Source organism: Arthrobacter sp. S41 (genome assembly GCF_004320535.1).
Lineage (GTDB): Bacteria > Actinomycetota > Actinomycetes > Actinomycetales > Micrococcaceae > Glutamicibacter.
The window spans coordinates 2,452,949-2,465,108 of sequence record NZ_SIHY01000001.1 but is presented as its reverse complement, the minus strand read 5'-3'; the positions used below and the strand labels follow the sequence as shown (position 1 = coordinate 2,465,108).

The window sequence follows — 12,160 nt, the reverse complement described above, 5'->3', positions numbered from 1 at the left end:
AAAAAACACTCAAGAACATCACACGGGGGTGCAATGCCTCAAGCAAATGTTATGTATTCACCAAATAAAATAAATATTCGGTATCAACAAACTTGGCACACTATTGAGTTCTCAAACAACAAACACTCTCGACACCACAACCACCATTTCTCAGTGACTGCTTCGCTCCGGAGCAACTTTTCTAGCCTACCATGTTCCGTGACCCGGTCAAAACCGGTCGAAACGCTTCAGTGAAAAGTGATTTGCCACCGGGTAAACAACTCGTATATTTCGTGTTGTTTCCGTTCCGGCAACAGATAAAAACTATACAGAGGTTTCCAAGATGTTACAAATCGAGGGGCCGCGTTCTAGGTCACATTAACCTTGCTGTCCTACTGAGGCACATGAACGAACTTCAACGCACCTATGGCAGGAGCTGCCGGTGGCGCTTTGGCAGCGGCGGTTTCCTTAGCTGGCGGAGTCGGCATGATCGGAGTATCCGGTTCCTCAAAGGAAGAGTGGATCCAGGAACAAGTTGGGCACGTTGCCTCCCCTTGATACACCCTGGGGTGTTGGCTTTATGGCGTGGTCTCTGAAAACGAATCTATCCCCGCTGGAAATCTTCCTCGAATACGGTCCGACGCTGGTGTCTCTAAGTTTTGGCGACGTCAGCCGTGGGGCGCCCCTAGCTCACGAAGCCGGAGTGCTGACCGCAATGCAGGTAGGCAACGCAGCGGAGCTTGAACGGGCCATGGACGATGACATCGACATCATCATCACCCGTGGTAGTGAAGGCGGCGGGCATGGGCGCAATGAAGCCGGAACCTTGCCACTACTACAGCTGGCCACACAGCAACAGTTGAAGCCAGTAGTTGCTGCCGGTGGTGTTGGCACGGCCAGTGGGGTTGCGGCAGTGCTGGCCGCGGGTGCCCAGGCGGCGTGGGTCGGCACCCGTTTCTTATCTGCAACACAATCGTTGGGACATGAAAACGTCAAGCAGGTAGTGCGAGCATCCGGGATGGATGACACCACCTACACCCGGGCGTTTGATATTGCCCAGCAACTTGCTTGGCCCGCGCAGTTTCGCGGTCGAGCCCTGCGCAATGAGTTCAGCGCATCCCACGAGGATTTGTCCTCTTGGGATGCGACCGAAGAACTACGCGAGAAGATGGTGACCGCTCGCGCAGAGGCTGCCGTCGATATTGACCCGGTGTATGCCGGGCAGGCGGTTGAGTTTGTTACCGCGCCGCAGTCCGCCCAAGAGATCATCGCCGAGCTGGCGGGTTTCCGCCAGGTGCTTGCCGCTGCTTCGCGGCGTTTCCGCTAAGAACGCTTCGGCTAAAAGCTAGGCAGAGATCGGCTGGTTGTCGATCAAACGCACCTTGCCAACGGTGGCTGCCACAAGGATCAGGCCTTCACCGGTGAAGGGAGTGTCCTGGCAGTTAAACGCCAGCTCTTCTAAGGTGTTGGGATCAACCACCGTGAAGTAGTCAAGCTGAACCAATGGTTCCATTTGGAACAGGCCAATGGCGTCCTCGATGTTTAGTGGCTCATGGTTGGCCGCACGATCGGCGATGAGCTGGATGGAGCGGTGCAACACCATGGCCGCTTCCTTCTCTGCCTCGCTGAGCAAGGCATTGCGGCTGGAGAGGGCCAGGCCCTTTTCACTGCGTACGATCGGCACCGAACGAAGTTCAACCGGGTAGTCCAGGTCGGCAACCATACGACGGATCAACACCACCTGCTGGGCGTCCTTCTGCCCAAAGTAGGCGCGGTACGCACCCTGGCGTGGGTCAGCTAGGTGCAAAAGCTTGGAGACCACGGCAAGCATGCCATCAAAGTGGCCCGGACGTGACGCGCCTTCATACAGCTCACCCATGCGTCCCGAGGCCAGCTTTATCAATGGCAGACCTGCGTGGTAAATCTCCTGCGCCTCGGGGGCGAAGATGATGTCCACCCCGGCCTCGGCAGCCAGTTGCACATCGGCTTGGAGCTGGCGTGGGTAGCGGGCGTAGTCGCCGGCGTCGTTGAACTGCAGCTCGTTGACAAAAATCGAGATGACAACCAGTTCATTTTCTTCACGCGCGATACGGAACAGGGAACCATGGCCCTGGTGCAAGGCGCCCATGGTGGGAACAAAGCCCAACGATCGGGGATTAGCCTCGGCGATGGCCGCCTTCAGTTCCTGGCGGGTTTTACAAATTTTGGGGGTTTTCACCCCTCTATTCTAGAACTCGCAACAGTTCTTCGAGTGTGCCTTGTGAGATAAGCCCTCGATCGGCCGCCCGCAAGGCGGTAGCCCTCGAGAGGCTGCGGTAGGAATTGTTGGTTTCCGCCGGGTCGCTGGATAGCGCGTCGAGGTGTGCGGTGACGGTGCCGATATCCCCGCGAGCCACCGGCCCGGTCAGTGCGCCGGCTCCCGAGCGCAGGGCGTTATCTAGGCTGGCGCTCATCAGTGCGCGCAAGGTATTGGCCGGATCTTCCACCCCGATGCGGCGCAGAATATCGGCGGACTGCGCGGTGATGGTGTTCAGGTGGTTGGCGGCGTGGGCCAGGGCCGCGTGGTAGCTGGCGCGATCGGCTTCTGCAATGACCACCGGTTCGGCGCGCATTTCCACTACCAGCGCTTGGGCTACCGGCAGCATCACCTCATCGGCGGTGACCGCAAAAACGCAGTCGGTGAGCCGGGCCAGATCCATGCTCATTCCGGTGAAGGTCATCGCCGGGTGGATGGCTAGACCAAAAGCGCCAACATCTAGCGCCGGTTGTAAGATGCTGGTGCCAAATCGTCCGGCGGTGTGTGCGATCAGCTGGCCGGGTTGGATATGCCCGGCGGTGGCTAGGCCGGCCACTAATTCGCCAAGCACGTCATCGGGTACCGCAAAAAGTACCAGTTCGCTGCGTCGCAGAATTTCGGGCGGGTCCAAGATTTCAACCCCGGGCAGTAGTGCGTCGGCGCGGTCCTGCGATGCTTCGGAGACCGCGTGGATCCCGGTGATTCGGTGTCCGCTGGCGGCTAAGGCGGCACCTAGTACGGTGCCAACTTTGCCGGCCGAGATGATGCCGATTCCCAATCGTGGTGCGTCCACTTCTACCTTTCGACCTGGCGTGTGGCTTGGGCCAGGGTAAATTCTGCTGCGATCTGCGCATCAACCTGATGCAGGTGGCCGATGATATTGCCGCCCGCACAAAATAGGCGGACCCCGGCTAGTTTACGCTTTTGCTCCCATGGGCCCTGGCTAAATTCCATTCCCTGCACCCGAGAGTGCGGGACAAAGGTGGCAGTGCGGGCCAGCCAACCGTAGCGGGAGATCACGGTGGTGTCGGTGACTAAAAATCCTTGGTGCTTCCACGCTCCCGGGGAGAGTGACTTGGCCCGGGAGGGGGAGCCGATGAAGCCGTGCTCATAACCTGTGCTCACCGCGGTGGCCAGCACCTCGCGCTGGTTAATGACGCCAAGATCGGGCAACAAAATACCCATGATGCGGGTGACCGATTCAAAGTCGCCCACGGGCAGGACCTGAAAATTATCTGCGTCATCGTTTTTGGTGCCCAGCACGTTGACTTCCACCTTGTACCAGCCGACCAAGCGCCAGAGCAGCGGGGCGGTGACGCAAATGGCTTGGACTCGACCGGCGGGGATGGAGTGTTGCCGGGTGTCGGCCAGCCCGTAACTGATGCGCATCCCGGTGTCCATGGCGCTGGCGGTGTAGTTCCAGCCTTGGTTCAGTTGTTTGTAGAACCAGCTGCCAAAACTGAGCAGCACCGGCAAAACACCGGCGATGATCCCTTGGACGCCGGTGAGCCACAAGATGACCATGGTCAGGCAGGCCAGCGTGCCGATGACTATCGGAAGCTGGAGGAACAAGGAAGCTAAGAGCCGGCCGATCGGGACCTTGGCCATCAGTGGCAGGGTTGCTGGGTTTGGGTCCGCTTGGTTTGGGTCTGCCGGATCGGTCAGGACCCTGGCTTCGCTCGGCGTTCCTGAGTTCGCGCGTTCGAGGATGAGCTGGCGCAGGGCGTGAGCGTCGGCCTTGGAGAGGAAGGCTAGGCGCAGTACCGATTCGGAGGAATCGGCCACGTCAAAGCGGAGCTCGGCTAGACCCAGTAGGCGGGCAACCAACGGTTGGGCAATATCGATGCCCTGCACCTTATCGATGCGCGCCTGTTTTTGGCTGCGAAACAGCGTGCCGGAATTAACGTAAACGTGGCTTTCGGTGAGCTTGTAGCGGGTGAAATACCAGGACAGGAAATAGAAGGCGAGCACCACCAGTAGGGCCGCGCCAGCTAAGCCGAGGGTCCATAGCAGCCGGTCTCCGGCGAAGCGTTCGGCGAAGGACAGCTCATCGGTGTTCTGCCAGTAGATGTAGAGCAAACCAACGATGGCCAGCCAGCCATGAACAAAGGGGCTGGCCGGGTGCACCCGTTGCCATGTGTCGTTGTTGCTCACAGCATTTTCTCTTCGCCGGCCGAGACCAGCCGTTCACGCAGGGCTTGGCCTTGCTCCGCGGGCAAGCCGTACACGTGGGCGGTGGCTCCGGCGCCTGCGGTGTTTAAGGTCAGCTGGCACAGTCCGAAACGTCGTTCCAAGGGACCGCTGTTGACCTCAACGTATTGCATCCGCCCGTAGGGAATGACCACCTGCTTGCGCCACATCACCCCGGATCGGACAATAAAGTCTTCTTCGCGCTCTAGGTAGCCAAGGGCTAACACTTGGCGGCGCAGAATCCGCAAGATCAGTAGGGCAATCACCAGTGCCAACACCGGAGCGGCGATCGCCAACCATAGGGGCGTGGAAACCCCGGCCAGTAGGAGCACCCCCGGAATCAGCGTCACCAGCAGGATTACTCCCCAGGTGATCGCCCAGGTGGTGAGCTTCACTTTGAAGTAGCTCGGGTGTGCCGGGGTGAAGCTATTCGGTGACCACGGAGTCGTTGCTGTCATCGGTATCCTCTGGGGGTAGCTTGCACAGGTGTTGGACAATGTAGCCAATAACCACCATAAGCACACCGGCCCCGGCCAGGACCAATCCGCGGCTCAGGGTGGGGCTTTGACCGCTGGCCAGCCAGAGGGTCAGGATCGATGGCAGGTGCCAGCCGGTAATCACCGCTCCGGCGTAGGCCGAGGCTTGGGCCAGCACCAGGGTGCGGGCTGCGGCGATCGGCTCAAAGTGGGATTTTCCCATCGAGGATCGTTTAACCCGGATCCCCAAAAAGAGGATCACCGCGCAGACCGCAGCCAGGGAGAACAGCGCCGAGTAATCCAGTACCGGGGCGTAGCGCCCGGCGGCGGTCAGTGCGCTCAGTGCGATCCACCCAGCCACCGCGCCAAACGCGGCGCACAACAGAACCCAACGCAGCTTCAGCTTGCTCATAACCGGATGATGTCCTTGGTATCGGCGGCGTTGGCGGCCAACCGGGAAACCAGTTGGCCCTCAAGTACCGCGTCGGGGTCCATCCAGCTCCATGGGGCCAGCACAAAACCGCGTATCGCGGCCCGTGGATGTGGCAAGGTCAGCCGTTCATCGCTCAACCGCAGGTGATCGTAGGTGATCAGGTCCAGATCCAAGGTGCGTGCTTCCCAGCGAACCTCGCGGGTGCGATGGTGCTTGGCCTCAATGCTCTGGCATAAATCCAAGAGCTGATGCGCCGACAAAGTGGTGCGAACCTGGATCACCTGATTGGTGTAATCGGGCTGATCTGGTGGGCCACCGACCGGTTTGGTGATGGCCAATGGCGAGCAGCGCAGAATTTCTAGCTCTTGCGCCAAGTCTTTCACCGCAGCCGCCAAGGTGGCCTGCGGGTCACCCAGGTTGGCACCGAGGGCAATGATGGCGGTGTGCCGCTTCTGCGTGCGGGTCAGCGAGATGGTGACGTCGGTAAAAGGCACCGGAATCGGCGCCTGCGGCTTATGAACCACCACGTCAATTTCCAGCACGCTCAGGTAGGCGGCGAGAATCGCCTCGGCAATTTCACTGCCCAGCTTCTCGATCAAATCCCACGGCCCGGCCTGAATCTGTTCAACCACCAGCTCGCTGACTTCGCCGTAGTGCACGGTGTCTAAGACGTTGTCGCTGGCGGCGGCTCGGGTGATATCAACGTGGAGCACCACGTCGATGATGAACTTCTGCCCGTCGCGCTTTTCGTGGTCAAAGACCCCGTGATAGCCGGTGGCAGAAATGCCGTAGATGCTAATGCGATCCATAAGCCTGCACGACTTCAATGGCGTCGCGGCTGCCAATTACGTCGTGAACCCGTACGGCCCAGACCTGGTCTTTGGCGGCCAGCACGGTGGTTGCCGCGGTGGCGATATCGCGTTCAAGTGGCTTGCGGCTAGTACCGGCCTCGGCGAGCAGCGAACCCAAGAATCGTTTGCGGCTGGTGCCGATCAGTACTCGGTGACCCAGCTCTTCGATGGCCGCAACGTTGGATAACAGGGCCCAGTTGTGTTCCGCATCCTTGGCGAAGCCCAGTCCTGGATCGATGATGATCTGCTCAGGCGCCACACCCTTGGCCACAAATTCGTCACGTAGGCTACGTAGTTCATCGATAACTTCGGTGACAACGTCCTGATAATTTGCTTCGGCCACCATATTCTGTGCAGTGCCGCGGCGGTGCATCAGCACATAAGGTACACCGGTTTCAGCGATCAATTCCGGCATGCCCGGCTCATAGGTCAGCCCGGACACGTCGTTGATGATGTGGGCACCGGCGTTGATGGCAACCCGCGCCGTGCTCACGTGCATGGTATCTACCGATACCACCGCTCCGGCTTTCACCAGGGCTTCGATGACCGGGATGATCCGCGACTGCTCCAGGGCAGGGTCAACATCCTTGGCGCCGGGGCGCGTGGACTCTCCGCCGACATCGATGATGTCAGCACCCGAGTACAGCAACTTCAGCCCTTGATCGATGGCGGCATCGATCGAAAGGTACTTCCCGCCGTCGGAGAAGGAATCTTCGGTGACGTTCAGGATGCCCATGACCAGGGTGCGGTCGGTGCGAAGATCAGCCATAGTCTTCTTCTTGGACTTGCGGATCACTGGCAATGGGCTGGTGTTCGGGCCGGTGCCCGGGATAGCTCCAAGGGACAAGAGGTTCCTACCTTCCGAGGATCAGGCTCATGGCTTCGGCGCGTGTGGCGGTTTCCCGCAGCTGTCCACGCACCGCACTGGTCACGGTTTTTGCTCCGGGCTTTTGCACCCCGCGCATCGACATGCACATGTGCTCACATTCGATGACTACGATCGCCCCGGCCGGGTTCAAGTGCTCCACCAGCGAATCAACGATCTGCGTGGTTAAGCGTTCTTGAACCTGCGGGCGACGGGCGTAAACCTCAACCAAGCGAGCCAGTTTGGACAGGCCGGTGACCTTGCCGCCCTTGCCCGGGATGTAACCAATATGGGCTGATCCGTAGAAGGGCACCAGGTGGTGCTCGCAGGTCGAGTAGAACGGGATGTCCTTGACCAGGACCATCTCGTCGTGCTCGATGTCGAAAGTGGTCGACAGGTGCTCTGCCGCGTTCTGGTGCAAGCCGGCGAAGAATTCCGCGTAGGCCTTAGCAACCCGGTTTGGGGTGTCTACCAGGCCGTCGCGATTAGGATCTTCACCAATGGCTTCGAGAATCTCGCGGACGGCTGCCGCGATTCGCGGCTGATCGATCTGTTGTTGTTCACTCACGCTTCGATCCTAGTCGGTCGAGGAAGCTGCGCGCTCCTTGGGGCTTAACACCGGGCCTTGTGCGTGCACTGGGCGTTCCTGATTACTCAGCCACACATCACGAATTTCGCGCTTTTGCAGATCGGTGAAGATCTCCGCGATTTCCTTCTGGTTCAGCGTCTCGTGTTCCAGCAGGGCCAGGGCCAGGCGGTCAAGCACGTGGCGGTTGATCATCAGTGCTTGGTAGGCGTCGTTGTGGGCCTGCTCGATCAGCTCGCGCACTTCCTGATCCACCAGGTGGGCCATTTCATCCGAGTACTCCCGCGAGGAAGTTCCCATCTGCTGGTCCGCGGCCGTGCCGGCCAAGCGTACTGCGCCCACCTTGCCGCTCATGCCGTATTCGGTGACCATCTTGCGTGCGGTGTCGGTTGCCTTCTCGATGTCGTTTGAGGCACCGGTGGAAGGATCGTGGAAGACGATCTCTTCAGCCACACGACCACCCATGGCGTAGGCCATCTGGTCCAGCAATTCGTTGCGCGTCACCGAATACTTATCGGACTCCGGAACCACCATGGTGTAACCCAGGGCGCGGCCACGAGGCAGGATGGTGATCTTGGTGACCGGTGCGGTCTGGTTCATCGCCGCAGCCACCAGAGCGTGTCCGCCCTCGTGGTACGCGGTGACCTTACGCTCGTGCTCGTCCATCAGTCGGGTACGCTTCTGCGGGCCGGCCATGACGCGGTCAATGGCCTCATCCAGTGCGCGGTCGTCAATCAGGTTGGCGTTCGAGCGTGCGGTGAGCAGGGCAGCTTCGTTGAGCACGTTGGCCAAATCGGCACCGGTGTAACCCGGGGTCTTCTTGGCTACAGCGTTCAAGTCCACGGTGGCATCCATTGGCTTGCCCTTAACGTGTACTGCCAGGATCTGCTCGCGGCCCTTCAGATCCGGTGCTTCCACTGGGATCTGACGGTCAAAGCGGCCTGGGCGCAGCAGGGCTGGGTCCAGAACGTCAGGACGGTTGGTGGCAGCGATCAGGATGACGTTGGTGGTGGCGTCAAAGCCGTCCATCTCCACCAGCAGCTGGTTCAGGGTCTGCTCGCGCTCATCGTTACCGCCACCGATACCGGCGCCGCGGTGGCGACCTACGGCGTCGATCTCATCAACAAAGATGATCGCTGGGGAATTGTTCTTGGCCTGTTCAAACAGGTCGCGGACGCGACTAGCACCCACACCAACAAACATTTCAACAAAGTCAGAACCGGAGATCGAGTAGAACGGTACCTGAGCTTCACCGGCGACGGCTTTAGCTAGCAGGGTTTTACCGGTACCTGGAGGGCCGTAGAGCAGCACACCCTTAGGGATCTTGGCGCCCACGGCTTGGAACTTAGCTGGTTCTTGCAGGAATTCCTTGATTTCGTGGAGTTCTTCCACGGCCTCATCGGCACCGGCAACGTCCTTGAAGGTCACCTGTGGCATGTCCTTGGTGATCAGCTTCGCCTTGGACTTACCAAACTGCATGACCTTGGAGCCGCCGCCCTGGGAGCGGGCGAGGATGAACCAGAAAATACCGGCAATCAGCAAGAACGGAACAATCAAGCCGAGCATGGAAAGCAACCAGTTGCTTTCCACCGGCTGATCGGTGAACTTATCTGGCTCGGCCTTATTGATCGCGTTAACAACCTGACCAGCACGTGCGGTGGAGTAGTAGAAGCTCACCGACTTGCCCTTGTCTACGCCATCCACCTTGAGGGGATCGCGTAGTTTCAGGTCGACTCGCTGGTCTTTGTCATACATTTTGGCGTCGGTGACGTTGCCGCTGGTTAGCTGCGACATACCCACCGAGGTGTCTACCTTGGCAGAGTTATTGCCAAAGACCATCGGCAAGAACAGCGCAACAGCGATAACGCCAAGTAAAACCCAAATGATCCAGCTGTTAAAAAGCTTCTTCGTTTTCATTGATCCGCAAGGCCCCGCGCCTCACGCATCCCCCTCACGCACTACTAAGGCGTCCGGGTCACGCCACCTTCGATACTTCTCAACGCCCTAATGGCGAAAAAAGTTCCCTACTGGTAGATATGCGGAGCCAGGGTGCCCACGCAATCTAGGTTGCGGTACTTTTCCGCGTAGTCCAGGCCGTAACCCACGACAAATTCATTAGGAATGTCCATGCCGACGTACTTAACGTCGATTTCAACCTTGGCTGCCTCTGGCTTGCGCAATAGTGCACAGATTTCTACCGAGGCTGGGCCACGGGATTCAAGGTTCGACTTCAGCCATGACAAGGTCAAGCCTGAATCGATAATGTCTTCAACGATCAAAACGTGCTTGCCCATCAAGTCCGAGTCAAGGTCCTTGAGGATACGTACAACGCCGGAGGACTGGGTGCCCGAACCGTAGGAGGATACTGCCATCCAATCCATGGTCAGGTGCGACTCGAGCGCACGGACCAGGTCAGCCATGATCATCACAGCACCCTTGAGCACACCCACTACGAGAATGTCGCGGCCCTTGTAGTCCTTGTCGATCTGCGCGGCGAGCTCTGCCACGCGTGCCTGAATTTCTTCTTTGGTGTACAGAACATGCGCCAGATCGGCTTCGACTGCAGTGGAATCCACGAGGGTTCTCCTGATTCTAGAGGTGTGGTACTTACCTAGAGTGCCACATTTAATGATGTGTTGTTGAGCCGGTACTCGTGAAAACTATCACCGAGCTTCGCCTAAAGGCGCTGATTTTGCCATCCAGTTGCACCGGACCAGCAGATTTGGACTTAGGAACGCCGATTCCGCCCAGCGCGCACAGCGCCTGTGTTCGCTCATGGCCCACATTTTTTGCGCCAGATTCGATGGCGGCTAGGCGTAACACTCGGGAAGCCACCGCCACCGGCAACCGAGCTAGTTCCTCAAGTTTGGTTCCGTGAGCTGTCTTAGCTTCCTGCGCCCAGAGATCCAGAGCCGCAGCATCAGCGGCTGCCAGCGAGGCGGTTCGAGCCAATGCTTCAGACACATGTTCGCCAAGCTGTTCGCGCAGAAATGGCAGGACGTCATGCCTGATCAGATTCCGCCGGTAACTGGTATCAGCATTGCTCGGGTCTTCCCAGTACTCCACTGCGGCATCCTGGCAGATCGCCTCGGTCTGTTCCCGGGTCAGCTCCAGTAGGGGCCGGCGGTATGGTCCACGTTCCGCTGGCATCCCGGCCAAGGACCTGGTGCCCGAACCGCGCAGCAGACCGAGTAATACCTGCTCGGCCTGATCATCACGAGTGTGGGCTAACAACAATTGTTGGGCGCCAGTCTGGGCCAGCGCCTGCTCAAACTGTTCATACCGCGCTGCACGGGCCGACGCCTCATCACTGGAGGTCGACACCCTAAACACCAGCACCGGAGCCAAGCCCAACTCTCGGCAGGTTTGCGCAGTTTGCTGCGCAACCTGGGCACTGTCAGCTTGCAAGCCGTGGTCCACGATGACCGCCCCAAAGGCGGTAGGTAGCGATGCAGCCACAATGGCTAATGCCAATGAGTCAGCTCCGCCGGAGACTCCAATCAGGCTCAGCCCCGGACCACTGACCTGGGCGACAGCGCGACGGGCATCGTGAAAGGCTTGATTCATCGGGTGCGGGCCAACCAGCGTTCTGGATGATCTAATTCGTCAGCGTTGGGGAAGAGTTCACGGGCAGCAAAGATCTCGTTGAATCCCTCGTAGCCGATTTCATCAACTATGTGCCTGACAAACTTTGCTCCGCGCTTATATTGCAAAGCCTTTTCATCCATGCCCAAGAGCTTGCCCAATAGTGTGGCCCAAGCCGAACGGTTTTCTCCGCGGGCTTCAAAGCGTCGGCGGATGGTCTTGATGCTGCGGATCGAGGTGACATCATTCATCACCACCATGGCGTGACCTTCAAGCACGGACATGATGCTGGTCAGTTCACTGACCTCAGACTTCATAGACTTCAGTCGCTCACCGAGCTGACTCATTGAGTTCTGTCCGGCCATTGGCTCAAAGGCCTGAGCAAGGATAGATTTCATCACTTCAGGAATCCATGGTGCTTGCTCAAACTGCAGGCGGTGGGTCTGCTCATGGGTAGCAATCCACAGATAGAAGTCTCTGGCATTCACATTCAAGTCGCCGCGAATCTGGGTGATAGTTGGCGCGTTGAGCAATAGTCGTGGTCCAACAAACGGGTCAAACTGGCCCAGTACTCGGGTACCTAGTACCGAGAGCACTGCACCCAGTTCGGCTCCGGCTACGGCTGGCACCATGGCTGGTACATCAAGCTCAGCCGGCAGCATCGCAGCAAAGTTCTGGCTGACGGCTTTGGCCCAACCGGCTCGATCAACCACGAGGGTCTGGGACGGCGCGGTGGAGACCAGCTTGGAGATTTTCTCCGCTTCAACTAGTCCTTCGCCGGCTGCGATGCGCAGTTCTTCAACAATGCGGGCGGCATCTTGTTTAACGATTTTTGGCCCTGCAGGCAACAGCGTTTTGGCGGCGCTGGCCGCCAGTTTCCAATCAACAAGTTGTTTCAT

At 58.8% G+C, this 12,160-nt stretch carries 14 protein-coding genes; 2 read left to right on the top strand and 12 right to left on the bottom strand.

Annotated elements, in window-relative coordinates:
• Window positions 1–405 precede the first annotated feature (405 nt).
• Both EYR88_RS16380 and EYR88_RS11325 read left to right on the top strand, forming a co-directional pair.
• Entirely contained in the window at window positions 406–537 is a 132-nt protein-coding gene (locus EYR88_RS16380; RefSeq protein WP_262198769.1) for a hypothetical protein, read from the top strand.
• Between the two features lie 22 nt (window positions 538–559).
• Entirely contained in the window at window positions 560–1,306 is a 747-nt protein-coding gene (locus EYR88_RS11325) for a nitronate monooxygenase (RefSeq protein ID WP_131089737.1), read from the top strand.
• Between the two features lie 18 nt (window positions 1,307–1,324).
• Here EYR88_RS11325 and panC read toward each other — a convergent pair whose 3' ends face one another.
• The 12 genes from panC to EYR88_RS11265 all read right to left on the bottom strand — a co-directional run bounded on the left by panC (window position 1,325) and on the right by EYR88_RS11265 (window position 12,160).
• Window positions 1,325–2,182, bottom strand: a complete 858-nt coding sequence (gene panC / locus EYR88_RS11320; protein WP_242632563.1) for a pantoate--beta-alanine ligase — start codon at window positions 2,180–2,182, stop codon at window positions 1,325–1,327.
• 19 nt (window positions 2,183–2,201) lie between these two features.
• Entirely contained in the window at window positions 2,202–3,068 is an 867-nt protein-coding gene (locus EYR88_RS11315) for a DUF2520 domain-containing protein (RefSeq protein WP_131089735.1), read from the bottom strand.
• A gap of 2 nt (window positions 3,069–3,070) precedes the next feature.
• On the bottom strand, window positions 3,071–4,429 hold the full coding sequence (locus tag EYR88_RS11310) for a PH domain-containing protein (protein WP_131089734.1): 1,359 nt from the start codon (window positions 4,427–4,429) through the stop codon (window positions 3,071–3,073).
• Window positions 4,426–4,923, bottom strand: coding sequence for a PH domain-containing protein (locus tag EYR88_RS11305; RefSeq protein ID WP_131089733.1), 498 nt, complete (start codon window positions 4,921–4,923; stop codon window positions 4,426–4,428). Before EYR88_RS11305 ends, EYR88_RS11310 begins: the two co-directional genes overlap by 4 nt.
• Window positions 4,892–5,353, bottom strand: coding sequence for a DUF3180 domain-containing protein (locus EYR88_RS11300; protein ID WP_131089732.1), 462 nt, complete (start codon window positions 5,351–5,353; stop codon window positions 4,892–4,894). The genes EYR88_RS11305 and EYR88_RS11300 overlap by 32 nt, the downstream gene beginning before the upstream one ends.
• The gene (gene folK / locus EYR88_RS11295; RefSeq protein ID WP_131089731.1) at window positions 5,350–6,183 is read right to left on the bottom strand and encodes a 2-amino-4-hydroxy-6-hydroxymethyldihydropteridine diphosphokinase; all 834 of its coding nucleotides are present in this window, start codon (window positions 6,181–6,183) and stop codon (window positions 5,350–5,352) included. The genes EYR88_RS11300 and folK overlap by 4 nt, the downstream gene beginning before the upstream one ends.
• On the bottom strand, window positions 6,170–7,072 hold the full coding sequence (gene folP, locus EYR88_RS11290; protein ID WP_131089730.1) for a dihydropteroate synthase: 903 nt from the start codon (window positions 7,070–7,072) through the stop codon (window positions 6,170–6,172). Before folP ends, folK begins: the two co-directional genes overlap by 14 nt.
• Window positions 7,073–7,079: 7 nt before the next feature.
• Window positions 7,080–7,658, bottom strand: a complete 579-nt coding sequence (folE, locus tag EYR88_RS11285) for a GTP cyclohydrolase I FolE (RefSeq protein ID WP_131089729.1) — start codon at window positions 7,656–7,658, stop codon at window positions 7,080–7,082.
• A gap of 9 nt (window positions 7,659–7,667) precedes the next feature.
• A complete protein-coding gene (gene ftsH, locus EYR88_RS11280; RefSeq protein WP_131089728.1) occupies window positions 7,668–9,593 on the bottom strand; it encodes an ATP-dependent zinc metalloprotease FtsH in 1,926 nt (641 codons plus the stop codon).
• 107 nt (window positions 9,594–9,700) lie between these two features.
• Complete coding sequence (hpt, locus tag EYR88_RS11275) at window positions 9,701–10,252, bottom strand: hypoxanthine phosphoribosyltransferase (protein ID WP_131089727.1); 552 nt, start codon at window positions 10,250–10,252, stop codon at window positions 9,701–9,703.
• Between the two features lie 49 nt (window positions 10,253–10,301).
• A complete protein-coding gene (gene tilS / locus EYR88_RS11270; RefSeq protein ID WP_242632529.1) occupies window positions 10,302–11,243 on the bottom strand; it encodes a tRNA lysidine(34) synthetase TilS in 942 nt (313 codons plus the stop codon).
• Complete coding sequence (locus EYR88_RS11265) at window positions 11,240–12,160, bottom strand: zinc-dependent metalloprotease (protein WP_131089726.1); 921 nt, start codon at window positions 12,158–12,160, stop codon at window positions 11,240–11,242. The genes tilS and EYR88_RS11265 overlap by 4 nt, the downstream gene beginning before the upstream one ends.